Genomic DNA, 26,255 nt, shown 5'->3' with positions numbered 1-26,255 from the left:
GGGGCCGTCGTCCGGGGGTGGGGACGGTTCAGGGGCGGCGGGCCGAGGTGACCCGGTAGACGTCGTAGACGCCCTCCACGCCGCGCACGGCTTTCAGAACGTGCCCGAGGTGCTTGGGGTCGCCCATCTCGAAGGTGAAGCGCGAGGTGGCGACACGGTCGCGGGAGGTCTGGACGGCCGCCGACAGGATGTTGACGTGCTGGTCCGACAGGACCCGGGTGACGTCCGAGAGGAGCCGGGAGCGGTCCAGGGCCTCGACTTGGATGGCGACCAGGAAGACCGAGGACTGGGTGGGGGCCCACTCGACCTCGAGGATGCGCTCCGGTTCGCGCGAGAGGGAGTCCACGTTCACGCAGTCGCTGCGGTGGACGGAGACACCGCTGCCACGGGTGACGAAGCCGATGATCGGGTCCCCGGGCACCGGCGTGCAGCATCGGGCCAGCTTGACCCAGACGTCCTCGACACCCTTCACGACCACGCCGGGGTCGGCGCTGGAGCGGCGCTTGGTGCGGCCCCGCGACGGCGGCGCGGACTCGGCGATGTCCTCGTTCGCGGCTTCCTCGCCGCCCAGGGCCTGGACGAGCTTCTGCACGATGGACTGGGCCGTGACGTGACCCTCACCGATCGCCGCGTACAGGGAGGAGATGTCGCTGTAGCGCATCTCGTGCGCGAGGGTCACCAGCGAGTCCCCGGTGAGGATCCGCTGGATCGGCAGGTTCTGCTTGCGCATGGCCCGCGCGATGGCGTCCTTGCCCTGCTCGATGGCCTCGTCGCGGCGCTCCTTGGAGAACCAGGCGCGGATCTTGTTGCGGGCCCGCGGGGACTTGACGAAGCCCAGCCAGTCGCGGGAGGGCCCGGCGCCCGCGGCCTTGGAGGTGAAGACCTCGACCAGGTCGCCGTTGTCCAGGGTCGATTCCAGCGGCACGAGCCGCCCGTTGACCCGCGCGCCTATGGTGCGGTGGCCGACCTCGGTGTGGACGGCGTAGGAGAAGTCGACGGGGGTGGCTCCGGCGGGCAGCGCTATCACGTCGCCCTTGGGGGTGAAGACGAAGACCTCGTTGCGCGACAGGTCGAAGCGCAGCGACTCCAGGAACTCGCCGGGGTCCTCGGTCTCCTTCTGCCAGTCGAGCAGCTGGCGCAGCCACGCCATGTCGTTGAGGTGGTCGTCCTTGCCGGTCCTCTTCGGTACTTCGGCGCGGACCTTGGAGGCGCCGGCGACGGCCTCCTGCTTGTACTTCCAGTGGGCGGCGATGCCGTACTCGGCCCGGCGGTGCATGTCGAAGGTGCGGATCTGCAGCTCGACGGGCTTGCCGTTGGGTCCGATGACGGTCGTGTGCAGCGACTGGTACATGTTGAACTTCGGCATCGCGATGTAGTCCTTGAACCGGCCGGGGACCGGGTTCCATCGCGCGTGGACCGTGCCGAGCGCCGCGTAGCAGTCGCGGACGGTGTCCACCAGGACGCGGATGCCGACCAGGTCGTAGATCTCCGCGAAGTCACGGCCGCGGACGATCATCTTCTGGTAGACGCTGTAGTAGTGCTTCGGCCGGCCGGTGACGGTGGCCTTGATGCGGGCGGCCCTCAGGTCGGCCTGTACCTCGTCGGTCACTATGGCCAGGTACTCGTCGCGCTTGGGCGCGCGCTCCGCGACGAGCCGGACGATCTCGTCGTACATCTTGGGGTAGAGGATCGCGAAGGCGAGGTCCTCCAGCTCCCACTTGATGGTGTTCATGCCCAGCCGGTGGGCCAGGGGCGCGTAGATCTCGAGGGTCTCGCGGGCCTTCTTCTCCTGCTTCTCCCGCTTGAGGTAGCGCATGGTGCGCATGTTGTGCAGCCGGTCGGCGAGCTTGATGACCAGGACGCGCGGGTCCTTGGCCATGGCGACGACCATCTTGCGGACGGTCTCCGCCTGGGCGGCCTCGCCGAACTTGACCTTGTCCAGCTTGGTGACGCCGTCCACGAGCAGGGCGACCTGGTCGCCGAAGTCGCGGCGCAGGGTGTCCAGGCCGTACTCGGTGTCCTCGACGGTGTCGTGGAGCAGACCGGCCATCAGGGTGGCCGGGTCCATGCCGAGCTCGGCGAGGATCGTGGTGACGGCGAGCGGGTGCGTGATGTACGGGTCGCCGCTCTTGCGCTTCTGTCCGCGGTGCCAGCGCTCGGCGACCTGGTAGGCCCGCTCGACCTGGCGCAGGGTGGCCGTCTCGATCTTCGGGTCGTTGGAGCGCAGGATCCGCAGCAGCGGTTCCAGGACCGGGTTGTACGGGGAGGAGCGCTGGACGCCCAGCCGGGCCAGGCGGGCACGCACGCGGTTGGAGGAGCCACCCGAGCGGGCCGGCGGGGCCGGGGCGGGCTTGGGAGCGGAGGCCGGGGCGGGGGCCGCCGGCCTGGGCTTGTTCTCCGCCGGCTCGTCCTGGGGCGTGCCCGACCCCGCGGCGGCCGTCTCGGCCTTCTCGGCCTGCTGGTCGGGCTGCGCGGCGGAGAGTGGCTGGGCCTCGTCTGGCAAGAGCGCTCCTCGTGCGGTGCCGGGTCCCCGGTCAGGCCCGGAAAGGCCATGGTATCGACCCGGGAGCCGCCCTGCTCACGCGCGTGGTCCGTGAGACGGCCGCCACGCGCCGGACCTGCGCATACCAGGACAGAGCGGAAAGACAGGCGGGGCGCCCCGGGGGAATCCCCGGGGCGCCCCGCATCACACGGCGATGGTCCGCGCGGTGGTCAGACCGTGATCAGCGCCTCCAGCGGCGCGCCGCGCAGGGCCGGCTCCAGCCGGGCACGGCCCGGCAGGAAACCGAGCTCCATGAGCACCGCGACGCCCGCGACCTCGGCACCCGCCCGTCGGATCAGCTCGATCGACGCCTCGGCGGTGCCGCCGGTGGCGAGCACGTCGTCGATGACCATGACGCGGTCGCCCGCGGCCAGGTCCCCGGCGTGCACCTCGATCTCGGCGGTGCCGTACTCCAGCTCGTACGCCTGCCGCAGCGTCGCTCCGGGGAGCTTGCCCGCCTTGCGGACCGGGATGAAGCCCAGGCCCGCGTGGACGGCGACCGGGGCGCCGAGGATGAAGCCGCGCGCCTCCAGTCCGACGATCTTCGTCGCGCCGTGCGTGGCGCACAGCGTGGCGAGTGTGTCGGTCAACGCGGTGAACGCCACCGGGTCCGCGAGCAGCGGGGTGATGTCCTTGAACAGCACGCCCGGCTTCGGGTGGTCGTGGACGTCGCGGATGCGGCTGAGCAGCAGATCCGCGACGTCCGGAGTGCCGGCGGTCATCCGCGGTGCTCCGGCGCCCGGCCTCCGCGACGGGCACGCTGGCCCACGACGGCGGTCTCGGACGCGTCGTCGGCGTCCTCGGCTCGCTCGTCGATGTCCAGGGACTCGCCCTTGGCCGCGGCGCCGGCGCGCTTGGCGAGCACTCGCTTCTTCAGGGCCTTCATCGCCGGCTCGCGCTCCTTGAGGTCGGCGACGAGCGGGGTGGCGATGAAGATCGACGAGTAGGCACCGGCCGCGAGACCGACGAAGAGCGACAGCGAGATGTCGTTCAGCATGCCCGCGCCCAGGACACCGCCGCCGATGAAGAGCAGGCCGGCGACCGGGAGCAGCGCCACGACGGTGGTGTTGACCGAACGGACCAAGGTGCCGTTGATCGAGCGGTTGGCGATCTCGCTGTACGTCCAGCGGGTCTGCTTGGTGATGCCCTTCGTCTGCTCCTTGAGGGAGTCGAAGACGACGACCGTGTCGTAGAGGGAGTAACCGAGGATGGTCAGCAGACCGATCACCGTACCGACCGTGACCTCGAACCCGACGAGCGAGTAGATGCCGACGGTGATGGTGATGTCGTGGATGAGCGCGATCAGCGCCGCCAGGGCCATCCGCCATTCGAAGGCGATGGCGAGGTAGAGGACGACCAGGATCATGAAGACGACGAGGCCCGTCCACGCCTTGGAGGCGATCTGCTCGCCCCAGCTGGGACCGACCAGCTCCGCGGCGATCTTGTCCTCGGTGACGCCCAGGTCCTTGGCCAGCTCCGTGCGGATCTCGTCCGACTGCGCGGTGTCGAGGCCGCCGACCTGGATGCGCAGACCGCCGTTGCCGAGCCCCTGGACGATCGCTTCGTGGCCGGATGCCTCTTCCGCGAACTCCTGGGCCTGGGAGACCGAGACGGAGGTCTTCGGGGTGGTGAAGACCGCGCCGCCCTGGAACTCGATGCCCATGTTCAGCCCGCGCACCGTCAGGCCGAGGATGGCGGTGATGGTGATCAGGATGGACAGGCCGTACCAGATCTTGCGGTTCCCGATGAAGTCGTAGCCGACCTCACCGCGGTGGAGCCGGGCGCCGAGATTGCCGAGCTTCGACATCTCACGCCTCCTTCGGGTCGATGGTGGCGGTGGTACGGCGGGAGCGACGCAGTGGCGGCTTGGCGCCGAGCCGCTTCGGGTCCAGTCCGGACCATGCGTGGCCGTCGCCGAAGAACTTGGTGCGGGCCAGCAACGTCATGATCGGCTTGGTGAACAGGAACACCACGACCACGTCGAGCAGCGTCGTCAGGCCGAGCGTGAAGGCGAAGCCCTGGACCTTGCCGACGGTGACGACGAAGAGCACCGCGGCGGCGAGGAACGACACGAAGTCGGACACCAGGATCGTGCGACGGGCACGGGGCCAGGCGCGCTCGACGGCGGGGCGGAGCGTCCGTCCCTCGCGGATCTCGTCGCGGATGCGTTCGAAGTAGACGATGAACGAGTCCGCGGTGATTCCGATGGCCACGATGGCGCCACACACCGCCGGCAGGTTCAGCGCGAAGCCGATGGCCGGGCCGAGCAGGGCCATGATCACGTAGGTGAGGATCGCCGAGACCATGAGGCTCAGCAGGGCGACCAGCGACAAGCCGCGGTAGTAGACGACCAGGTAGAGGATGACCAGGGCCAGGCCGATCGCGCCGGCGATGAGACCGGCCTCCAGCTGCTCGCCACCGAGGGCGGCGGTCACGGTCGTCACGCTCTGCGTGTCGAAGGACAGCGGCAGCGCTCCGTAGGACAGGATGTTGCCCAGGTCCTGGGCGGAGCTCTGGGTGAAGCTGCCCGAGATCTCGGCGCTGGCGCTCAGCGTCTGGCGCACGGACGGCGCGGAGACGACCTCGCCGTCCAGCACGATCGCGAACTGGTTCTGGGGCTCCTGCTGCTGCGAGAGCTTGCTGGTGATCTGCTGGAACTTCTTCGAGCCGCTGCCCGTGAAGTCCATGGTGACGATCCACATGCCGCGCTGCTGGTCGAAGACGCCCTTGGCGTCGTCGACGTCCTTGCCCTCGACCTCGGCCGGGCCGAGGATGTACTTCTCCCACTGACCGATGGCGTTCTTGCCACAGGCGACGGTGGTGTCCTCGGGCTTGACGCCCTCACCGACGGCGGCGCGCTGCTTGGGATCGAGGCAGTTCAGCTCGGTGAACTTCTGCTGGAGCGCCGCGGTGGCGGGGTCCGCCGAGGGGGTCGCCTCGGGGGGCGCCGAGCCGCTGGGGGTCGGCGTCGGGCTCGGGGCCTTCAGGGCCTCGGAGACCGCGCGGCCCTGGGTGGAGGCGGTCGCCGACGGGGTGGCGGACTTCTCGTCCTTCTTGCCGTCGTCCTCGCCCTCGTCCGCGGTGGACGCGGAGGCGGAGGGCGTCGCCGTTCCCGAGGGGCTCCCGGTGGGAGTCGCCGGCTCCGAGGGCGCGTAGGTCAGGACCGGCCGGAAGTACAGCTGGGCGGTGGTGCCGACCTGCTCACGGGCCTGCTTCTCGTCGACGCCCTTGGGGATGTTGACGATGATGTTCTCGCGGCCCTGGGTCTGGACCTCGGCCTCGGAGACACCCAGACCATTGACACGGCGCTCGATGATGCCGACCGCGGTGTTCATGTTGGTCTCGTTGACGGCGTCTTCCTTGCCGGGCTCGGCCTTCGCCTTGAGCGTGATCGAGGTACCGCCGGCGAGGTCGATGCCCAGGCGCGGTGTCGTGTGACCCGACCAGAACATCCCGCCGGTGAGCGCGACCATGGCGATCAGGATCAGTGCCAGGGCGCGCCCCGGCCTGCCCTGGCCCCCCGCCGGCCTCCGGCCCTTCTTCGGTGCTGCCACCTTGTCGTTTCTCCCTGTCCAACCGTCCCGCGCGGGGTGTGCGCGGTGCGGCCACGAAGTGTGTGTGGGGACCTGCCCCCGCAGACGTGCAACCGTTCCGGGGACCGGCGGACGCCGGTGGGCGTCCGCGGTCCCCGGCCGCGACTACTTCGCGTCGGTCTCGCCGTCGGTCTTGCCGTCCTTCTCGACCTCGGTGTCGGCCTCGGCGGCGTCCACCTTCTTGGTCAGGTCCGCCTTGGCGGCCGTGTCCGTGCCGGCGGCCTCGGCCGTCGTGTCTGCCTCGGTGGCCTCGGCGGCCTCGGTCAGCGAGGAGGCGTCGTCCGGGACGACGGTGTCGTCGTCGCCGTGGACGATGCGGTTGTACTCCGCGTCCTCGAGGACCGCGCCGATCGCGTTCTTGGCGTAGACCGCGTGCGTGCCCGGAGCGATCTCGAGGAGAACGGTCTCGTCGCCGATCTCCTTGACGGTGGCGTACATCCCCCCGATCGTCCGTACGCCGGTGCCGGGCTGCATCTCGTTGCGCATCTGCGCCGCCTGCTGCTGCTTCTTCTTCGCAGAGCGGGTCATCAGGAACATGGCCCCGATGAGGACGATGAAGGGGAGGAGGGTCACGATGCTCACGGGACGGATTTCCTTCGCACGGTCGCGGAGAAGCCGCGGCCTGATCTTCGGGGGTGGGCGCGCCGACCGGAAAGGGCGGCATCGGCGGAGTCTAGGCGAGTCCGCATCGATGGAACAACGTCCAGCATCGCACCGTGGTTCCTCGCCCGGCGAGTGTCCGCGCCGTCACGCCCCGAAGAGCCCCTGTTGTCCGCTTCCTGGCACGCCCGCGCCGCCTGCCTGCGGCGGAACGAGTCCGAGATGCGCCCATGCGGCGGGCGTAGCGACCCGGCCACGGGGCGTGCGGGCCAGCAGGCCCTCGCGTACGAGGAAGGGCTCGGCGACCTCCTCGACCGTCTCGCGTTCCTCCCCGACCGCGACCGCGAGGGTGGAGAGACCGACCGGTCCGCCGCCGAAGAGCTTGAGCAGCGCCCGCAGGACGGCGTGGTCGAGGCGGTCGAGGCCGCGGCTGTCGACCTCGTAGACGGCGAGGGCGGCTGCGGCGATCGCGGCGGTGATCACTCCGTCCGCCTTGACCTGGGCGTAGTCGCGGACCCGGCGCAGGAGCCGGTTGGCGATGCGCGGCGTGCCGCGGGAGCGGCCGGCGATCTCGGCGGCGCCCGCGGGGTCGATCTCGACGTCGAGCAGTCCCGCGGAGCGGTGGACGACGCGTTCGAGTTCGGCCGGTTCGTAGAACTCCATGTGACCGGTGAAGCCGAAGCGGTCGCGCAGCGGGGGTGGCAGCAGGCCCGCGCGGGTGGTGGCGCCGACCAGGGTGAAGGGCGGCAGTTCCAGCGGGATGGCGGTGGCGCCCGGACCCTTGCCGACGATGACGTCGACGCGGAAGTCCTCCATCGCCATGTAGAGCATCTCCTCGGCGGGCCGGGACATGCGGTGGATCTCGTCCAGGAAGAGGATCTCGCCCTCCTGGAGGGAGGAGAGGATGGCGGCGAGGTCGCCGGCGTGCTGGATGGCGGGGCCCGAGGTGATCCGGATCGGGGCGTTCATCTCGGCCGCGATGATCATCGACAGGGTGGTCTTGCCGAGGCCGGGGGCGCCGGAGAGCAGCACGTGGTCGGCGGTCGCACCGCGCTGCCGGGCCGCCTTGAGGACCAGGTCGAGCTGCTGGCGGACCTTCTCCTGGCCCACGAACTCGCCGAGGTCCTTGGGGCGCAGAGCCGCCTCGACGGCCTGGTCGTCGCCTTCGGCCGAGGCGCCGACGATCCGGTCCTCGGCTGCCGGGTCCGTCTCGTCGTCCCAGTTCACGGTGTCTGCCTTCTCGTGTGGTGCGGTGGTCGGCCGGGCGGCGGACGGCCGCCGGGCGCGGGGGCGTCCCGACCGACCGGTGCGTGCGGCGCCGTCCGATCCGGACGAGGGACCCTAGCGGGCGCGGTTGAGCGTCTGGAGGGCGGCCCGCAGCAGCTGCGGTACGGGCGCGGCACCGGACGCGGCGAGGGACGCCTCGGCCTGTGGCGTCACCGCCGTCACCGCCTCCTCCGCCTCGCGGGAGGCGTATCCGAGACCGATCAGCGCGGCCGTCAGCTGCTCGGTCCACGGCGGCGGCCCGGACACCGCGGGGGGCCGCGCACCGGCCGTGCCGCCGCTGCCCAGCGGGGTGCCGAGCTTGTCCTTGAGTTCGAGGAGCAGCTTCTGGGCTCCCTTCTTGCCGATGCCGGGGACGGCGGTCAGCGCCTTCTCGTCACCGGTGGAGACGGCGAGGCGCAGGGCGTCGGGGCTGTGCACGCCGAGCATGGCCTGGGCGAGGCGGGGGCCGACGCCGCTGGCGGTCTGCAGGAGTTCGAATACCTGCCGCTCGTCGTCGTCCGCGAAGCCGTACAGCGTGAGGGAGTCCTCCCGGACCACCAAGGAGGTGGCGAGGCGCGCTTCCTGACCGGTCCTCAGTTCCGCGAGGGTGTTCGGCGCGCACTGCACGGCCATGCCGACGCCGCCGACCTCGATCACGGCCGTGGTGGGGGCGAGGGCGGCCACCCGGCCGCTCACAAAGGCGATCATCGGGTCCGGCCTTTCACTGCGGAGGCGTGCTGGGCGACCGCCTGCTGGAGACGGTTCTGGGCGGGGGACCGCCAGATGTGACAGATGGCCAGGGCGAGGGCGTCGGCCGCGTCGGCCGGCCTGGGCGGGGCGGAGAGCCGCAGGATGCGGGTCACCATCGCTCCGACCTGGGCCTTGTCGGCCCGGCCGCTGCCGGTGACGGCGGCCTTGACCTCGCTGGGGGTGTGCAGGGCGACCGGGATGCCCCGGCGGGAGGCGCAGAGCATGGCGACCGCGCTGGCCTGCGCCGTCCCCATCACGGTGCGGACGTTGTGCTGGCTGAACACCCGCTCCACGGCGACCAGTCCGGGTGTGTAGCGGTCGAGCCACTCCTCGATGCCGCGCTCGATCCCCACCAGCCGCCGGCCGATGTCGTCGTCCGCCGCGGTCCGGACCACGCCGACGCCGAGCATGGCGAGGGGCCGGCCGGCGACGCCCTCGACGACGCCGATACCGCACCGGGTCAGACCGGGGTCCACCCCGAGTACGCGCACGCTGCCCCTCCCTCGACCGTCTTCGCTGATCTGTTCGTGCAGGCTATCGGCCGGCACCGACAATGCCCCACGAACGGCGGCGGGCCGACGGGGTGTGTCCCCGTCGGCCCGTCGTCGTCGCTCCGGGACCAGGCATCCGGTCCGGTGTCAGGCGTCGACCTTCGCCATGACCTCGTCGCTGACGTCGAAGTTCGCGAAGACGTTCTGGACGTCGTCGCTGTCCTCCAGCGCGTCGATCAGCTTGAAGATCTTCCGCGCGCCCTCCTCGTCGAGTTCGACCTGCATGGTCGGCACGAAGTTGGAGTCGGCGGAGTCGTAGTCGATGCCGGCCTCCTGGAGGGCGGTGCGGACCGCGACCATGTCGGTGGCCTCGCTGATGACCTCGAAGCTCTCGCCGAGGTCGTTGACCTCCTCGGCGCCCGCGTCGAGCACCGCGCCGAGGACGTCGTCCTCGGTCAGCTCGCCCTTGGGCAGGACGACGACGCCCTTGCGGTTGAACAGGTACGACACCGAGCCCGGGTCGGCCATGGAACCGCCGTTGCGGGTCATGGCGACACGGACGTCGGAGGCAGCGCGGTTGCGGTTGTCGGTGAGGCACTCGATGAGCACCGCGACACCGTTCGGGCCGTAGCCCTCATACATGATCGTCTCGTAGTCCACGCCGCCGGCCTCGAGGCCGCCGCCGCGCTTGATCGCCGAGTCGATGTTCTTGTTCGGAACCGAGCTCTTCTTGGCCTTCTGGACGGCGTCGAACAGTGTGGGGTTGCCGTCCAGGTCGGCACCGCCGGTGCGGGCCGCGACCTCGATGTTCTTGATCAGCTTCGCGAAGAGCTTGCCGCGCTTGGCGTCGATCACGGCCTTCTTGTGCTTCGTCGTAGCCCATTTAGAGTGGCCGGACATCTGCCTGTCTCCTTCGCGTAACCCATTACAGAACGAACCCCAGAGATCCTACCGGGGACGAGTCACCCCGCGGCGCGCACCATGTCGACGAACAGGGCGTGGACGCGGTGGTCACCGGTCAGTTCGGGGTGGAACGAGGTCGCCAGGGCGTTGCCCTGCCGTACGGCGACGATGTGGCCGCCGTGCTCGGCGAGCACCTCGACCTCGGCTCCGACGGACTCGACCCAGGGGGCGCGGATGAAGACACCCTCGACCGGGCCGTCCTCGATCCCGGCGACCGCGACGGCGGCCTCGAAGGACTCGTTCTGGCGGCCGAAGGCGTTGCGGCGGACGATCATGTCGACGCCGCCGAAGGTCTCCTGGCCCGAGCGCGGGTCGAGGATCTTGTCGGCGAGCATGATCAGGCCGGCGCAGCTGCCGTAGACCGGCATCCCGGCGGCGATGCGCTCGCGCAGCGGCGCCATGAGGCCGAACAGGTGGGCCAGCTTCGAGATGGTGGTGGACTCGCCGCCCGGTACGACCAGGCCGTCGACCTCGGCCAGCTCCTCGGGGCGCCGGACCGGCCTGGCCACGGCGTCAGCCGCGGCCAGGGCGATCAGGTGCTCCCGTACGTCGCCCTGGAGAGCCAGGACACCGATCACGGGAGTGGTCATCACCAGCCCCGGTTCGCGTAGCGCTCGGCCTCGGGCAGGGTGTCGCAGTTGATGCCGACCATGGCCTCGCCCAGGTTGCGGGAGGCGTCCGCGATGACCTTCGGGTCGTCGTAGAAGGTGGTGGCCTTCACGATGGCGGCGGCACGCTTGGCCGGGTCACCGGACTTGAAGATGCCGGAGCCGACGAAGACGCCCTCGGCACCCAGCTGGCGCATCAGCGCGGCGTCGGCGGGGGTGGCGACGCCACCGGCGGAGAAGAGCACGACCGGGAGCTTGCCGAGCTCGGCGACCTCCTTGACGAGCTCGTAAGGAGCGCGCAGGTCCTTGGCCGCCGCGAAGAGCTCGTTGTTGTCGAAGCCGCGCAGCTTGGCGATCTCGTTCTTGATCTGGCGCAGGTGGCGGACCGCCTCGACGACGTTGCCGGTGCCGGCCTCGCCCTTGGAGCGGATCATGGCCGCGCCCTCGGCGATGCGGCGCAGGGCCTCGCCGAGGTTGGTGGCGCCGCAGACGAAGGGGGTGGTGAAGGCCCACTTGTCGGAGTGGTTGACCTCGTCGGCCGGGGTCAGGACCTCGGACTCGTCGATGTAGTCGACGCCGAGGGACTGGAGGACCTGGGCCTCCACGAAGTGGCCGATGCGGGACTTGGCCATGACCGGGATGGAGACGGCGCCGATGATCTCTTCGATCATGTTGGGGTCCGACATGCGGGCGACGCCGCCGTCCTTGCGGATGTCGGCGGGGACGCGCTCCAGGGCCATGACGGCCACGGCACCGGCGTCCTCGGCGATCTTCGCCTGCTCGGCGTTGACCACGTCCATGATCACGCCGCCCTTGAGCTGCTCGGCCATGCCGCGCTTGACGCGGGAGGTACCCGTCGCCGAGGAGTCTGCGGACTGGGGGGTGTTGGGAAGCGTGGTGGACACGACGGCGACCTCACTCGTGAAAGCGGTGTTGAGACAAGAGGTAGGAAACAGGCCACCACCAGTCCACTGCAAGGGCCAATAGGGAGCCGGTGGATCGTTTTCCCAGGCGGGGCGGGTCAGGCGGGGCGATCGGCAAGGGCCGACGGCGGTTCGTCGTCCATTTCGAAGGCCAGCGGGAACGGGGCGTGGCCGGCGAGCCGGAACCAGCGGACCTTGCGGTGGCGGCGCAGGGCCCGGGCGGCACGCACGGCGTCGTTGTGGAACCTGCGGGCCATCGGCACCCTGCGGACCGCGGCGGCGAGCTCGCCGGCGGCCTCCTCGCCACCCGGGGCCGCCCGGACCGCCTCGACCTGCTCGGTCTCGCCGAAGACGGCTCGCAGGGCCTGGCTCAGCTCGCTCTCAGCCACCTCGCGGTGGTCCTCCTCTGCCTGGCGCGCGGCGTGGGCGGCCTCGTAGAGCACGATCGAGGCGGCGGGGTCGAGGACGCCCGAGGTGGCCAGCTCCTGGGCGACCGAGGCCCGGCGCAGCAGCTGGGCGTCGAGAGCGGCGCGGGCGGCGTCGATGCGCGAGTGCAGCCGGTCGAGGCGTCCCGCGGTCCAGCTGAGGTACAGGCCGATCGCGATCAGTGCGACGACGGTCCAGATCAGGGTTTCGGTCACGGGCGCACAGGCTACCGGGGCGGGGGCGGCGGACCCTCCCGGCGTGCGCGGGGGCGGGCGGGGGAACGGTCGCGGCGCGTCCGGAGGGACCCTCCCGGGCAGGCACGGTCCGACCGGCCCGGGTCAGCGCGCGGCGCCCTGGTCCCGTGCCAGGCCGAACCTGGCCCGCAGGCCGGTGCGCTCGTCCGCCGCTACCGAGGCCGCCCCGTCCGTGACCGTCTCGTACACCGCCAGGATGTCCGCGGCCACGGTCGACCAGTCGAAGCGCCGCACGTGCGCGCTGCCCCTGGTCCGCAGTTCGGTCCGCCGCTCCTCGTCCGCCAGCAGCCTGACGGCCGCGTCGGCCAGCGCGTCGGCGTCCTCGTTGGCGAACAGCTCGCCCGCTCCGCCCTGGTCGAGCACCTGGGCGAAGGCGTCCAGGTCGGAGGCGAGTACCGGCGCGCCCGCCGACATGGCCTCGACGAGGATGATGCCGAAGCTCTCGCCCCCGGTGTTCGGGGCGACGTACACGTCGACACTGCGCAGCAGCCGCGCCTTGTCCTCGTCGCTGACCATGCCGAGGAACTCGACGCGTGACCGCATCTCGGACGGCAGGGAGGCGACGGCCTCCTCCTCGTCGCCGCGCCCGGCCACCAGGAGCCGGCTGCCGGGACGTTCCGCGAGGATCCTGGGCAGGGCCCTCATGAGCACCGGCAGGCCCTTGCGGGGCTCGTCGATGCGTCCGATGAAGCCGAGTGTCCCGCCCTGCCATTCCTTCCTGGGTTCGGCGCGCGCGAAGAAGTCGACGTCGACGCCGTTGGGGATGACGACCGCGTCGCCGCCGAGGTGTTCCACCAGCGTGCGCCGGGCGTACTCGCTGACCGCGATCCGCGCGCTGATCTTCTCCAGCGCCGGCTGGAGGATCGGGTACGCGGCGATCATCGCCCGCGAGCGCGGGTTCGAGGTGTGGAACGTGGCCACGATCGGGCCCTGCGCCGCCCAACAGCTCAGCAGCCCGAGCGACGGGGAAGCCGGCTCGTGGATGTGAATGACGTCGAAGGTGCCGTCGTGGAGCCAGCGCCGGACGCGGGCGGCCGACAGGAAGCCGAAGTTGAGCCGTGCCACGGAGCCGTTGTACGGCACCGGCACGGCCCGGCCCGCCGAGACGACGTACGGGGGCAGCGGCGTCTCGTCGTCGGCGGGGGCGAGGACGGAGACCTCGTGCCCGAGCCGGATCAGGTGCTCGGCGAGGTCGCGGATGTGGAACTGGACGCCACCGGGCACGTCCCAGGAATAGGGGCAGACGATGCCGATCCTCACGCGGTCCGGTCCTCCCCGCGCTCCTCCAGGTCGGCGAGCCACAGTCGTTGCAGCATGTGCCAGTCCTCCGGGTGGTCGGCGATGCCGGTGGCGAACGCGTCGGCCAGCGCCTGGGTCATCACGGACGTCTTCTCGGCCCGCGTGCCCGTCTCGGGCACGTCGACGGGTGCGTACACCCGTCCCTTCATCACCGGCGACTCCTCGTACCAGAGGGTCACCGGCAGCAGCAGGGCACCGGTCTGCTGGGCCAGCATCGCCGGACCGGCGGGCATGCGCGCCGTGTCGCCGAAGAAGGTGACCTCCGTGCCGTTGGCCGACAGGTCGCGGTCGGCGACCAGGCAGATCAGCCCGCCGGCCCGCAGCCGGCGGGCCAGGGTGCCGAAGGCGGAGCCCCCGGTGTGCGGCAGGACCTCCATGCCGAGCGACTCGCGATAGGCCACGAACCGGTCGTAGAGCGACTCCGGCTTGAGCCGCTCCGCCACGGTGGTGAAGGGCACCCCGAGGGAACGGGTCACCCACACGCCGGCGAGGTCCCAGTTGGCCAGGTGCGGCAGCGCGAGAATGACGCCCCGCCCGGAGGCGAGACCTTCCTCCAGGTGGTGGACGTCCTTGATGTCGACGCCGCCTTCGACCCGCTCCCTGCTCCAGGTGGGCAGCCGGAAGGACTCCATCCAGTAGCGCATGTACGAGCGCATGCCGGCCCTGGACAGCTCGGCGAGCCGCTGGGGGGTGGCGTCCGGCACCACGCGGGCCAGGTTGGACTCCAGGCGCAGCACGCTCCTGCCGCGGCGCTTCCACGCGAAGTCGGCGATCCGGCGGCCGAGTCCGGCCGCCACCGGCTCCGGCAGCTTCTTGACGGTCGCCCAGCCGAGCCCGTAGAGGCCGTCGGTCAGCCGGTCCCCGAGGCCGCTCACGAGGACGTCTCGCTGCCCCGGGCGGCGGCCGCGTCGGCCTCCGCTGCCTCGCGCCGTACCGTCACGACCCGCTGCCCCAGTGTCACCGCGGAGCCCGCCGCCACGATCCACAGCGCGATCGGCAACAGGACCTGGATGCCCGGGACGCCGAAGGCGTGCAGCCCGGCCAGGCCCGCGGCGACCAGCGAGATCACCAGCCGCTCGGCCCGTTCGACCAGGCCGTTGACGGCGACGGGCAGGCCGATCGACTCGCCCCGCGCCTTGGTGTAGGAGACGACCTGGCCGCTGGCGAGGCAGAAGATGGCGACCGCGCACAGCACGTTGTCGTCGCCCTTGCCGGCGTACCAGAGCGCGAAGCCGCCGAAGATCGCCCCGTCGGCGACCCGGTCCAGGGTCGAGTCGAGGAACGCGCCCCATCGGCTGGAGATCCCGGCCTGCCGGGCCATGTTGCCGTCGACGAGGTCGGAGAAGACGAACAGGGTGATGACGATCGTGCCCCAGAAGAACTCGCCCCTGGGGAAGAAGACCAGCGCACCCGCCATCACTCCGGCCGTGCCCACGAGGGTGACCGCGTCCGGGCTGACGCCCCGGCGGAGCAGAAACGCGGCGAACGGTGTGAGGACACGCGTGAAGAATGCACGCGCGTACTTGTTCAGCATGGCCTTCCCGAGGTTCGGTGGGCCGGGCGGTCCCGATGACCACCGGCCCGCCCATCGTAGCCAGGACCACCCCGCCGCACCGTCGGCACCCGCTCCCTCGCGTCGCGGCCCCGCCGTCCGGACGCGGCGGGACGCCTTCCGGCCCGTCTCGCCGGGGGGTGCGGGGCCTCGCCGGGGCGGCGCCCGGACGACCCGGGGGCGTGCCGCGTACGCGCGGTGTGGGGGACCTCGCACGTACGACGTATGGACGGGCCATGACGTCGGTGCAAAGCTCGAAGGACCACCGCGGGCATCGCCGGAGCCGTTCGCGACACGCCGCCGCCACTCCCCCGCGCCCGCGCCCCCCCACCTCACCGTGCAAGCGATCGGGAGGAACATCATGGGCGACAAGGCGTACACCCACCCTGGAGCCGCCGGCAGGGCTCCAACGGCCGACCGGCCCTCGGACGTACGGAACGTGGTGCTGGTCGGCCACAGCGGATCGGGCAAGACGACGCTCGTCGAGGCACTCGCGCTGACCGCCGGAGCGGTCAACCGGGCCGGACGCGTCGAGGACGGCGGGACGCTCTCCGACCACGACGAGATCGAGCACCGCCGGCAACGTTCCGTACAGCTCTCGCTCGTCCCCGTCGAGTGGGGCGGATGCAAGATCAACCTCCTGGACACCCCGGGATACGCCGACTTCGTCGGGGAGCTCCGGGCCGGTCTGCGCGCCGCGGACGCGGCCCTCTTCGTGGTGTCGGCCGCCCAGGAGGCCGATTCCGTGGCCGCGGCGACCCGCGTGGTCTGGGAGGAGTGCGCGGCCGTCGGCATGCCCCGCGCGATCGTCGTGACCCATCTGGACACGGCCCGCACCGGCTTCGACGAACTCACGGCCGTCTGCGGCCGGATCTTCGGCGGCGACGACCCCGACGCCGTCCTTCCCCTCTACCTGCCCGTGCAGGGCGTCGAAGGGCCGGACGGGCACGCACGAACGACCGGTCTCCTCGGCCTCCTCTCGGAACGGATCCTCGACTACTCGACCGGCGAACGGCGGGAGGAGCCCCCGGACGACGCCCAGCGCGCGCTCATCGAGGAGAGCCGCGGCCGTCTCATCGAGGGGATCATCGCCGAGAGCGAGGACGAGTCCCTGATGGACCGGTACCTCGGCGGCGAGCGGATCGACGTCAAGACGCTCGTCGACGACCTGGAGAAGGCCGTGGCCCGCGGCTCCTTCCATCCGGTACTCGCCGCGGCGCCCGCGCCCGACGGCGGCCGGCAGGGTCTGGGGACCGTGGAACTCCTGGAGCTGATCACCGGGGGCTTCCCCACGCCGCCGGAGCGCCCCCTCCCCGCCGTCACCACACCGGACGGCACCCCTCGCCCACCGCTCACCTGCGACCCGGAGGGGCCGCTCGTCGCCGAGGTCGTCAAGACGGCGTCGGACCCCTACGTCGGCCGGATCTCGCTCGTCCGGGTCTTCTCCGGCACCCTGCGTCCCGACGAGACCGTCCACGTCTCGGGCCACGGCCTGACCGACCGGGGCCACGAGGACCACGACGTCGACGAACGGGTCGGCGCGCTGACCTCACCGTTCGGCAAGCAGCAGCGCCCGCTCGCGCACTGCGTCGCGGGCGACCTGGCCTGCGTCGGCCGGCTCGGCCACGCCGAGACCGGGGACACGATCTCCGCGAAGGACGACCCGCTGCTCATACGGCCCTGGACGATGCCCGACCCGCTGCTGCCGCTCGCCATCGAGGCGCACAGCAAGGCCGACGAGGACAAGCTGTCCCAGGGGCTGGCCCGGCTGGTCGCCGAGGACCCGACGATGCGGCTGGAACAGAACCAGGACACCCGCCAGATCGTCCTGTGGTGCCTGGGCGAGGCGCACCGGGACGTAGCCCTGGAGCGGCTGCGCGACCGCTACGGGGTGCAGGTCGACACCGTGCCCCACAAGGTCGCGCTCCGCGAGACCTTCGGCGCCGCCGCCGCGGGCCGGGGCCGGCACGTGAAGCAGTCGGGCGGGCACGGCCAGTACGCCATCTGCGAGATCGACGTGGAACCGCTGCCCGTGGGCAGCGGCGTGGAGTTCGTCGACAAGGTGGTGGGCGGTGCCGTGCCGCGCCAGTTCATCCCCTCCGTCGAGAAGGGCGTACGGGCCCAGGCGGCGCGCGGTGTGGACGCCGGATACCCGCTGGTGGACGTGCGGATCACCCTGCGCGACGGCAAGGCGCACTCGGTCGACTCCTCGGACGCCGCCTTCCAGACGGCCGGCGCGCTGGCGCTGCGCGAGGCGGCGGCGGAGGCGGGCGTCCAGCTGCTCGAACCGGTGGCCGAGGTACGGGTCCTCGTACCGGACGAGTACGTGGGCCCGGTGATGAGCGACCTGTCGGGCCGGCGCGGCCGGGTCGTCGGCACCGAACAGGCCGGACCGGGGCGCACCCTGGTACGTGCGGAGGTACCCGAGATCGAGATCGGCACGTACGCCGTCGAACTGCGGTCCGTCTCGCACGGAACCGGCCGCTTCGAACGCGCCTACTCCCGGCACCAGGCCATGCCGGCGCAGCTCGCGGACCGGATGCGCGCATCGAGCGCGAACGGATCGTAGCCGACGGTCCTACGGTCGGTGTCGCCCCCTCAATTCCCTTTCAGGGGGCGGCATTCGGCCGCACGGTGACGCATCCGCGCGTACCCCGCTACGCTGAGGTGCCCAGTTCGGAAGGTGTGCGGGGCACGAGCGTGGGGAACAGCCCGCAGAGGGAAACCCGGTGGGCCAGCGGGCAGCGGCGATGGGGGCGGCAGTGAGCATCGGCAGTTTCGGACCCGGGGCACAGATCCCCCTCCAGGGCACGGACGGACAGACGGCGGCGACCCATGCCCTCGCCTCCGCCGCCTACCGTGACAGCCCGGTGGAGGAGATCCTCAAGGCAGACAACGACTGGCACAAGTCGACCGTCAAGGAGGGCAAGTGGTTCTCCCTGTTCAAACCGGACCTCGGTGAGGCGTTCTCCCGGGCCGTGCAGGTGCGCATGCTCGGCGGTGCCCGCAAGGCGCTGATCCAGTCCTTCGGCACCGAGCCGCAGCCCGTGGTGGAGCACTGCCTGGCCGCGACCCGCATCCGGAAGCAGCGTGACACCCGGCTCACTCTGATCACGCTCGTCTTCGGCGTGCTGTTCCTGCCCGGCCTGCTCCTGTGGCTCGGTGTCGTGAAGCTCCGCCGGGTCCTGGCGGGCACCGACGACAAGCGCGCGAGCGCGCTGGGCACGGCCCTCCTCATCGGCGTCGCGCTGCTCGCCGCGATCGCGCTGTTCAGGCTGCCCTTCGACGGCGTCCTGCCGATCTACCTCCGCGCCATGCTGGTGGCCCCGGTCGTCGGCTGGCTGCTGGCGAAGCGGGTCTGCGAGTCCACCGCACGGGACCTGCGCGCCCGCTGGGACTCCCTTCTCAGCGGCGGCGGCATCGGGGCCAAGATCCCCGAGGCGGTGCCACAGGACCCGGGGCAGACGGCGGCCGAGGAGCTGCGGCAGTCCCTGGAGAAACTCAGCGCCGAGCAGCAGTCGAACGTCCTCTTCTACGCCGGGCCCAAGGGCATACTCGGCATGGGCACCCGCTGGGGCAGCTGGACCCTCGCCGAGGAGCTGGTCCCCCAGGAGGGCAAGGAGATCCACGACTTCCGCGCCTGGGACATCGTCCGGCAGATCCACGACCAGCTGAAGCTGCTCGAACGCGGCTCGCTGAAGACCGGCTTCCCCAAGCCGACGGTCAAGCACTGGATCGTCGCGCCCGTCGGCGAGGGCGCCGACGAGGTGTCACGGCCCGAGGGCGAGAACGTCGTCGCCTTCCAGGTGAAGCCGCACGAGATACAGCGCATCTGCAACGACCAGCAGTTCGGCGCAGGGAACCGCCACTACCTGGGCGTCCAGTTCACCCTCTGGGACGGCCAGCTGGTCCTGACCATGATGATCACGGTCACCTCGCTGCTGCACACCCTGCGGGTGGAAGTCACCGGTCACGCGCTCGGCCCGGTGCACTCGTTGTTCACCAGCAAGCCCAAGGCGAGGACCAAGGAGGTCTCCAAGACCGTCCGCTTCTGGGAGACGCGGGAGATCACGCTGCCACTGCTGGAGGACGACGAGGTCGTCCGCAAGGCGCTGCGCGCACCGCTCACCTGGTTCCCGCCCGTCCTGGACTTCCTCGGCGGCAAGCTCGGCCTGCCCGAGCCGTTCGGCCTGCGGCACGCCTGGGCCGCGCAGCCCTGGCGCCACCGTTTCATGGCCGACGACGCCATACGCGCCGCGACCCCCGTGATGCGCGCGGTGCACGCCGCGACGATCCGGGTGCTCGACGAGCATGGTGTGGACACGGAACGCTTCACCAACCGCTCGCTGGTACTGAGCGGCGCCGTCCAGGAACCGGGCCCGCGGAAGGCGGACCTGTACGACGCCTGAGAGCCTGTCAGGTGGCCTCTGACCGGGTGGCCCCGAGGCGGCCGAGGGCGTGGCCGAAAGGGCGCGCGCTGGGCCGGGCGGCCGTCGCGGTCGCGGTCGACACAGCCGACGCGGGGGACGTGGACCGGTTGTCCGACACAACCGCCGGGCGGCTGGGCCCGGTCACCGGACTGGTGAACGACGCGGGGTGAGCGGGCCGGTCGGACGACGGGCCAGCGTCGCCGGCGGGAATGTGGGTACGGGCTCGTGGTCCCCGTGCACGGCCGTTTCCGGCAGTGGCGGGAGCGGGATCGCCACCCGCTGCGCCAGTACCCCCGTGAGCTACCAGGCCGGACTCCGCCTGCGGGCCTCCGTGACCGGGTTCAAGCACCTCACGCGAACCACTCGATGATCACGACTCGATACACGCCCTACACGGTGCCGGACGGCTCCGGCCAGGCGTCGGCGAGCATCTTGCGGGTGTCGGCGAGCAGTTGCGGGAGCACCTTGGTGTGGCCGACGACGGGCATGAAGTTGGTGTCGCCGCCCCAGCGGGGCACGACGTGCTGGTGCAGGTGGGCGGCGATGCCCGCGCCGGCGACCGTGCCCTGGTTCATGCCGATGTTGAAGCCGTGCGCGCCGGAGGCGGCCCGCAGCGCGGTCATCGCCCGCTTGGTGAACGCGCCGAGCTCGGCCGTCTCCGCCTCGTCGAGACCGGTGTAGTCGGCGACGTGCCGGTAGGGCACCACCATCAGGTGCCCGCCGTTGTACGGGTAGAGGTTGAGCACGGCGTACACGCGCTCGCCGCGCGCGATCACGAGGCCGTTCTCGTCCGACATCGCCGGAATCGAGCAGAACGGACAGCCGTCCTCGGCCCCGGGCCCGGTGGGCTTGTTCTCGCCCTGGATGTATGCCATCCGGTGAGGCGTCCACAGGCGCTGGAACGCGTCCTGCGTCCCCACTCCGATCTGCTGCTCCGGCTCAGTCGTCATGCTGTGCAGCATATTGCTTAGCCCGTTCGGACCGTGTCGCCGGGGGCCGGGGAACTTCCGCCGGGGCGATGCTGATCCGATGGACGACAGGGCGCGCAAGCAGCAGCAGTGGGAGGAGTGGACGGCGGGTCCGCTCGCGGTGGCGTCGACGGCGTTCCTCGCCTCGTACGCGGTCCGCGTCCTCGGGCACGACCTGTCCGCGCTCTGGCGCGACCTGTGCATGGCTCTCACCTTCACGGCCTGGGCTCTGTTCGTCGTGGACTACCTGGTCCGGCTGCGGCTGAGCGGTATGCGTCCGCTGCGCTTCCTGCGCCGTCACCCGCTGGACACGGTGGTCCTGGTGCTGCCGCTGCTGCGCCCGCTGCGGATGGTGACCGCGTACGACAGGATCCAGCGCCGCCAGGACAAACCGCGGCTGTCGCTGTACGCGCGGGTGATGGCGTACGCCGGTCTCACCGTGATCCTGCTGGGCTTCGCGGGCGCGCTGACCGTCTACCACTACGAGTACGACGCCCCGGGGGCCACCATCCTCACCTTCGGCGACTCGCTGTGGTGGGCCTGCTCGACCCTGGCGACGGTGGGGTACGGGGACGTCACCCCGGTGACCGTGATGGGGCGCGTCACCGCGGTCGGGATGATGGCCTGCGGGCTTGCGCTGCTGGGCGCGGTGACTGGCTCGTTCTCCTCCTGGCTGATCCAGACGTTCACGCGGGAGGACGAGAAGCGGCCTCCGGGGAACCCCCCGGGCGCCGCGTAGCGCTCCCCCGGGGTTCCACCCCCCACTCGGGCACTGCGGGCCGCGACGTGACGCGGCGGCGGGTCGATAGTCGGCGTGTGGACACCGACAGCGCACTGGTCCGGGCTCGCGCGCACTACGCCGCCGAGGACTGGCTCGACGCCTTCGAGAGCCTGAGCGCCGCCGCTGGTGCGCGTACCGCCCGCAGATGGTCGCGCACAACGGTCTGTGCCTGGTCCACCGGGCCGAGGTGCTGCAGTACGGCGGGGACTGGCCCGCCGCGCTCGACGAGGCCCGCCGGGCCTGCACGCGCTTCCGGCAGGGGGTGCTGAACCGGATCGCGCTCGGGCAGGCGTTCTACCGGCAGGGGGAAATCCACCGGCTGGTGGGCCGGACGGCCGAGGCCGAGGACGCCTACCGGAAGGCCAGCCGCTGCGGGTGCGAACCGCAGCCCGGCTTCGCGTTGCTCCGGCTGGCGCTGGGCAACACCGAGGCCGCGACGGCGACCATCCGCCGCGCGGTGTCCGAGGGCACCCGCGAGCAGGAACGGGCTCCTCGACTCCGGCTACGCTTCCGCCGAGTTGATCGTCGGCATGAAGAAGAACTTCGGGGTCACCCTGGTCACCCCGGTCCTGATGAACAGCTCACCCCAGGCACGTGCCGGCGCAGGCTTCGACCGCACCGCGTTCACCATCGACCGGGACAAGCGGCAGGCCACCTGCCCACGCGGGGACACCAGCACCTGGTGGAGCCCCACCACCCTGCGCGGCACCAAGGCCATCGTCATCAAGTTCGACAAGGAGACATGTCGCCCCTGCCCGGTGCGCGACCAGTGCACCCGCTCGAAGACCGGCGGCCGAACCCTCTCCCTGCAACCCCGCGAGGTGCAAGAAGTCCTCGACCATGCCCGCCTCCGACAGGGCGACGAGCAGTGGCGAGCCAAGTACGGAACCCGCGCCGGCATCGAGGGAACCATCCACCAGGCTGTCGCGGTCACCGGCATGAGACGTGCCCGCTACCTCGGTCTCCAGAAGACTCACCTGGAGCACGTCTTCTCCGCCGTTGCGCTCAACCTCATTCGCCTCGATGCCTGGTGGAACGCCCACCCGCTCGACCGCACCCGCGTCGGCCACCTTGCCCGCCTCGATCTCTCCCTCGTCGTGTGACCGAGTAAGGGGTACCAGGGGTGTGAATCTGGCGCCAAAGGGGCAATGGGATGATCTTGAAGCCCTGAGCGCCGGGGCCGTCGCCGTATTTCAGAGGGACACCCGCGCTGTTCTGCCAGCGGCAGAACACCGGCCGGACCGGGCTCGACGATCACTACGGTCCAGTCTCATGACGACGATTACGACGCGTACGGTCGAGTACCCGGCCGACGGATTGACGATGATCGGGCACCTCGCGCTCCCGGCCGGGATCGACCGCCGGCCCGCGGTGCTGCTCGGACCAGAGGGCATGGGGCTCAGCGACGTCGACCGCCGCCGGGCCGATGTTCTCGCCGAGCTGGGATATGTAGCGCTGGCCTTCGACCTTCACGGCGGGCGCTATTTGGGTGACCCCGAGGAGATGCTGGCCCGTTGCCTGCCGCTGCTCGCCGATCCCGACCGGATGCGGGGGATCGGCCATGCGGCGCTCGACGTGTTACGCACCGAACCACGGACCGACCCCGACCGGATCGCCGCCGTCGGCTACGGCACCGGGGGCGCCATCGCGCTGGAACTCGGGCGCGATGGCGTCAACCTGCGCGCGATCGGGACAGTCAACGCAACTACCACGGGTCGACCGGGCGAGGCGGCGCGCATTCGCTGCCCGGTGTGGGCCGGGGTCGGGTCGGAAGACCCGATCATGCCGCCCGCGCAACGAAACGCGTTTACCGCTGAGATGCAGGCCGCGGGCGTCGACTGGCGCCTCGCGGTCTATGGCGGAGCCTTGCACGCCTTCCACCACCCGCCGGTCGACCACCCCACGGTCCCCGGCGTCGGCTACCACCCACAGCACGCGCAGCGAGCCTGGCGCGACGTCGTCGACCTGCTCGCCGAGTGCCTGCCCGTGACGGAGGACCTGGGGCATGACCCAGGCACGCTGAGACCCCCAATAAGCCAGCAGGATCGGTGACACCGTTCTTACCGGCACCCCATCTTCGCCAAGCTGGGCGTCTCCTCGCGGACGGGCGGCCTGCACCTACGCGCTGGAGCACGGCCTGCTGTGAGCCACACGGTCCGGCACCCGTCGGGCGCCGCGCCGCGGGCCGGGCGGCACGACGGGGGAGTCCGGCCCGGCGGCCGTCCTCGGCGGCCGGGCCGGGTGGTGAGGATTCACCACCCGGTCCGCCGGCGATTGGTGATCCCTGGCGATGCGCCGCGGGTCCACGCGCGCCTAGCGTCGAACCGTACGAGCGACCCGCCACGCAACCGGACGAGGAGGACACCATGTACGTCGTGGTCCAGCACCGGATCATCCACCCGGAGACCGCCTTTCCGCGCGGCCAGGCGCTGATGGACGGCACCGGCGCGCCCGAAGGGACCCGGGTGCTGCAGTTCTACCCGCACGTGGACGGTTCCGTCGTGACCTGCCTCTGGGAGACCGTGTCCGTCGCGGACGTCCAGCGCTTCGCCGACACCACGCTCGGGGACTCGAGCGTCAACGTCTGCTACGAGGTCGACGCCCGGCAGGCGTTCGCCGACCGTCCGCTCGGGCTGAAACCGTCCCCGGCGCCCGTCGCGCACTGAGGCATGTCGGGTGGCCTTCGGCCGACAGGCCCTGAGCCGAGCCCCGTCCCGCGCCGTCCGCCTCCGGGTGGTCTCCCGCAGGTCGGCGGAGACCACCCGGAACGGACGGGACCCGCACCCCGCGGGCGCGGGGCAGGGATCAGACCTGGACGCGACGCTCCACCACGTCGGCCAGCTTGGCGAGCGCCTCGTCACGGGGCACACCGTTCTCCTGCGAGCCGTCGCGGTAGCGGAAGGAGACGGTGCCCGCGGCCATGTCCTCGTCACCGACGATGATCATGAAGGGGACCTTCTGCTTCTGCTGGTTGCGGATCTTCTTCTGCATCCGGTCGGAGGAGGCGTCGACCTCGACCCGCAGGCCCTTCTTCCTCGCCTCCGCGGCGAAGTCCTGGAGGTACTCGACGTGCGCGTCGCCGATCGGGATGCCGACCGCCTGCACCGGCGCCAGCCACGGCGGCATGGCGCCCGCGTAGTGCTCGAGGAGCACGGCGAAGAAGCGCTCGATGGAACCGAACAGCGCGCGGTGGATCATGACCGGGCGCTGCTTGGTGCCGTCCGGGCCGGTGTACTCCAGGTCGAAGCGCTCCGGCAGGTTGAAGTCGAGCTGCACGGTGGACATCTGCCAGGTGCGGCCGATGGCGTCACGCGCCTGCACCGAGATCTTCGGGCCGTAGAACGCGGCGCCGCCCGGGTCGGGGGTCAGCGGCAGCCCCTGCTTCTCCGCGACCTGCCGGAGGACTGCGGTGGCCTCCTCCCAGACCTCGTCCGAGCCGACGAACTTCTCCGGGTCCTTGGTCGAGAGCTCCAGGTAGAAGTCGGTCAGGCCGTAGTCGCGGAGCAGGTTGAGGACGAAGGTGAGGGTGCGGTCGAGCTCCTCCGCCATCTGCTCGCGGGTGCAGTAGATGTGGGCGTCGTCCTGGGTGAAGCCGCGGGCCCGGGTCAGGCCGTGCACGACGCCGGACTTCTCGTAGCGGTACACGGTGCCGAACTCGAACAGGCGCAGCGGCAGCTCACGGTAGGAGCGGCCGCGCGCGTCGAAGATCAGGTTGTGCATGGGGCAGTTCATCGGCTTGAGGTAGTAGTCGGTACCACCGTCGAGCTGCATGGGGGGGTACATGCCCTCCGCGTACCAGTCGAGGTGCCCGCTCTTCTCGAAGAGGGCGCCCTTGGTGGCGTGCGGAGAGTAGACGAACTCGTAGCCCTCCTCCTCGTGGCGGCGGCGCGAGTAGTCCTCCATGGTCCGGCGGATGATGCCGCCCTTGGGGTGGAAGACGGCGAGGCCGGAGCCGATCTCGTCGGGGACGGAGAAGAGGTCGAGCTCGTTGCCGAGCTTGCGGTGGTCGCGCTTCTCGGCCTCGGCGAGGAAGTCGAGGTGCGCCTTCAGCTCCTCCTTCGAGGGCCACGCGGTGCCGTAGATACGCTGGAGCATCGGGTTCTTCTCGCTGCCGCGCCAGTAGGCGGCGGCGTTGCGCATCAGCTTGAACGCGGGGATGTTGCGCGTGGTGGGCAGGTGCGGGCCGCGGCAGAGGTCCTTCCAGCACAGGTCGCCGGTCTTGGCGTCGAGGTTGTCGTAGATGGTCAGCTCGGCGCCGCCGACCTCGACGTCCGCGCCGTCGTCGCTGGAGGCCGCGCCCTTGAGGCCGACCAGCTCCAGCTTGTACGGCTCGTCCGCGAGCTCCTCGCGGGCCGCCTCGTCGGTGACCACACGGCGTGAGAAGCGCTGGCCGCGCTTCTGGATCTCCTGCATCTTCTTCTCGACGGCCTTGAGGTCCTCCGGCGTGAAGGGCTTCTCGACGTCGAAGTCGTAGTAGAAGCCGTCCCGGACCGGCGGGCCGATGCCGAGCTTGGCCTCGGGGAACAGCTCCTGGACGGCCTGGGCCATCACATGCGCGGTGGAGTGGCGCAGGATGTCGAGACCGTCCGGGGAGGAGATCTCGACCGGCTCGACGACCTCGCCGTCGGCGACGACGCAGGTGAGGTCCCTCAGCTCGCCGTCGACGCGGGCGGCGATCACGGACCGGTCGTCGGCGAACAGCGCGCCGGCGGTGGTGCCCGCGCTCACCGCCCGTTCCTCGGCTCCGGAGGCGGACTGGACGGTCACACGGACTTCAGACACTGGTGCTTCTCTCACTTGGGGGGCCGG

The 26,255-nt window shown here is 71.1% G+C and carries 23 protein-coding genes; 6 read left to right on the top strand and 17 right to left on the bottom strand.

The features are described 5' to 3' along the window. Window positions 1-28: 28 nt before the first annotated feature. The 15 genes from OG393_RS27730 to pgsA form a co-directional block, all read right to left on the bottom strand. On the bottom strand, window positions 29-2,503 hold the full coding sequence (locus OG393_RS27730) for a RelA/SpoT family protein (protein WP_327377413.1): 2,475 nt from the start codon (window positions 2,501-2,503) through the stop codon (window positions 29-31). 209 nt (window positions 2,504-2,712) lie between these two features. Continuing rightward, on the bottom strand, window positions 2,713-3,264 hold the full coding sequence (locus OG393_RS27725; RefSeq protein ID WP_327377412.1) for an adenine phosphoribosyltransferase: 552 nt from the start codon (window positions 3,262-3,264) through the stop codon (window positions 2,713-2,715). Beyond that, window positions 3,261-4,349: a protein translocase subunit SecF gene (gene secF, locus OG393_RS27720; protein WP_327377411.1), complete on the bottom strand. Its 1,089-nt coding sequence runs from the start codon at window positions 4,347-4,349 to the stop codon at window positions 3,261-3,263. Before secF ends, OG393_RS27725 begins: the two co-directional genes overlap by 4 nt. A 1-nt stretch (window position 4,350) precedes the next feature. After that, a complete protein-coding gene (gene secD, locus OG393_RS27715) occupies window positions 4,351-6,096 on the bottom strand; it encodes a protein translocase subunit SecD (RefSeq protein ID WP_327377410.1) in 1,746 nt (581 codons plus the stop codon). 144 nt (window positions 6,097-6,240) lie between these two features. Continuing rightward, window positions 6,241-6,717: a preprotein translocase subunit YajC gene (gene yajC, locus OG393_RS27710; protein WP_327377409.1), complete on the bottom strand. Its 477-nt coding sequence runs from the start codon at window positions 6,715-6,717 to the stop codon at window positions 6,241-6,243. A 165-nt stretch (window positions 6,718-6,882) separates the two neighbouring features. Next, a complete protein-coding gene (ruvB, locus tag OG393_RS27705; protein WP_327377408.1) occupies window positions 6,883-7,962 on the bottom strand; it encodes a Holliday junction branch migration DNA helicase RuvB in 1,080 nt (359 codons plus the stop codon). Between the two features lie 114 nt (window positions 7,963-8,076). Further along, complete coding sequence (gene ruvA / locus OG393_RS27700; protein ID WP_327377407.1) at window positions 8,077-8,709, bottom strand: Holliday junction branch migration protein RuvA; 633 nt, start codon at window positions 8,707-8,709, stop codon at window positions 8,077-8,079. After that, on the bottom strand, window positions 8,706-9,242 hold the full coding sequence (gene ruvC / locus OG393_RS27695; protein WP_327377406.1) for a crossover junction endodeoxyribonuclease RuvC: 537 nt from the start codon (window positions 9,240-9,242) through the stop codon (window positions 8,706-8,708). Before ruvC ends, ruvA begins: the two co-directional genes overlap by 4 nt. A 147-nt stretch (window positions 9,243-9,389) precedes the next feature. Beyond that, complete coding sequence (locus OG393_RS27690) at window positions 9,390-10,142, bottom strand: YebC/PmpR family DNA-binding transcriptional regulator (RefSeq protein ID WP_327377405.1); 753 nt, start codon at window positions 10,140-10,142, stop codon at window positions 9,390-9,392. A gap of 62 nt (window positions 10,143-10,204) precedes the next feature. Then, window positions 10,205-10,795 (bottom strand): pyridoxal 5'-phosphate synthase glutaminase subunit PdxT, encoded by a 591-nt coding sequence (pdxT, locus tag OG393_RS27685; RefSeq protein WP_327377404.1) that lies wholly within the window; start codon window positions 10,793-10,795, stop codon window positions 10,205-10,207. Then, window positions 10,795-11,718 (bottom strand): pyridoxal 5'-phosphate synthase lyase subunit PdxS, encoded by a 924-nt coding sequence (pdxS, locus tag OG393_RS27680; protein ID WP_327377403.1) that lies wholly within the window; start codon window positions 11,716-11,718, stop codon window positions 10,795-10,797. Before pdxS ends, pdxT begins: the two co-directional genes overlap by 1 nt. A 116-nt stretch (window positions 11,719-11,834) precedes the next feature. Then, window positions 11,835-12,377 carry a hypothetical protein gene (locus tag OG393_RS27675; RefSeq protein ID WP_327377402.1) on the bottom strand — a complete coding sequence of 181 codons (543 nt, stop codon included), beginning with the start codon at window positions 12,375-12,377 and terminating at the stop codon, window positions 11,835-11,837. Between the two features lie 123 nt (window positions 12,378-12,500). Continuing rightward, complete coding sequence (locus tag OG393_RS27670) at window positions 12,501-13,676, bottom strand: glycosyltransferase family 4 protein (RefSeq protein ID WP_327377401.1); 1,176 nt, start codon at window positions 13,674-13,676, stop codon at window positions 12,501-12,503. Next, on the bottom strand, window positions 13,673-14,590 hold the full coding sequence (locus OG393_RS27665; protein WP_327377400.1) for a phosphatidylinositol mannoside acyltransferase: 918 nt from the start codon (window positions 14,588-14,590) through the stop codon (window positions 13,673-13,675). Before OG393_RS27665 ends, OG393_RS27670 begins: the two co-directional genes overlap by 4 nt. After that, on the bottom strand, window positions 14,587-15,249 hold the full coding sequence (pgsA, locus tag OG393_RS27660; protein WP_327377399.1) for a phosphatidylinositol phosphate synthase: 663 nt from the start codon (window positions 15,247-15,249) through the stop codon (window positions 14,587-14,589). The genes OG393_RS27665 and pgsA overlap by 4 nt, the downstream gene beginning before the upstream one ends. Window positions 15,250-15,628: 379 nt before the next feature. Here pgsA and OG393_RS27655 point away from each other — a divergent pair, with 379 nt between their 5' ends. Both OG393_RS27655 and OG393_RS27650 read left to right on the top strand, forming a co-directional pair. After that, window positions 15,629-17,836, top strand: coding sequence for an elongation factor G-like protein EF-G2 (locus OG393_RS27655; protein ID WP_327377398.1), 2,208 nt, complete (start codon window positions 15,629-15,631; stop codon window positions 17,834-17,836). Window positions 17,837-18,017: 181 nt separating this feature from the next. Next, entirely contained in the window at window positions 18,018-19,676 is a 1,659-nt protein-coding gene (locus OG393_RS27650; protein WP_327378572.1) for a hypothetical protein, read from the top strand. Between the two features lie 410 nt (window positions 19,677-20,086). Here OG393_RS27650 and OG393_RS27645 read toward each other — a convergent pair whose 3' ends face one another. Beyond that, window positions 20,087-20,659: an HIT family protein gene (locus OG393_RS27645; protein ID WP_327377397.1), complete on the bottom strand. Its 573-nt coding sequence runs from the start codon at window positions 20,657-20,659 to the stop codon at window positions 20,087-20,089. Between the two features lie 67 nt (window positions 20,660-20,726). Between OG393_RS27645 and OG393_RS27640 the strand changes: the two genes are divergently transcribed. The 4 genes from OG393_RS27640 (at window position 20,727) to OG393_RS27625 (ending at window position 24,112) form a co-directional block, all read left to right on the top strand. Next, window positions 20,727-21,404 (top strand): potassium channel family protein, encoded by a 678-nt coding sequence (locus OG393_RS27640; RefSeq protein WP_327377396.1) that lies wholly within the window; start codon window positions 20,727-20,729, stop codon window positions 21,402-21,404. A gap of 572 nt (window positions 21,405-21,976) precedes the next feature. After that, complete coding sequence (locus tag OG393_RS27635; protein WP_327377395.1) at window positions 21,977-22,549, top strand: transposase; 573 nt, start codon at window positions 21,977-21,979, stop codon at window positions 22,547-22,549. A 169-nt stretch (window positions 22,550-22,718) separates the two neighbouring features. Next, window positions 22,719-23,498, top strand: a complete 780-nt coding sequence (locus tag OG393_RS27630) for a dienelactone hydrolase family protein (RefSeq protein ID WP_327377394.1) — start codon at window positions 22,719-22,721, stop codon at window positions 23,496-23,498. 314 nt (window positions 23,499-23,812) lie between these two features. Beyond that, window positions 23,813-24,112 carry a hypothetical protein gene (locus tag OG393_RS27625; RefSeq protein WP_327377393.1) on the top strand — a complete coding sequence of 100 codons (300 nt, stop codon included), beginning with the start codon at window positions 23,813-23,815 and terminating at the stop codon, window positions 24,110-24,112. 139 nt (window positions 24,113-24,251) lie between these two features. Here the strand turns inward: OG393_RS27625 and thrS are convergent, their stop codons facing one another. Next, window positions 24,252-26,228, bottom strand: a complete 1,977-nt coding sequence (gene thrS, locus OG393_RS27620; protein ID WP_327377392.1) for a threonine--tRNA ligase — start codon at window positions 26,226-26,228, stop codon at window positions 24,252-24,254. Window positions 26,229-26,255: the final 27 nt, after the last annotated feature.

This window comes from Streptomyces sp. NBC_01216, from assembly GCF_035994945.1.
GTDB lineage: Bacteria > Actinomycetota > Actinomycetes > Streptomycetales > Streptomycetaceae > Streptomyces.
The sequence above is the reverse complement of the archived record's forward strand: the minus strand, read 5'-3'. Positions and strand labels throughout refer to the sequence as shown.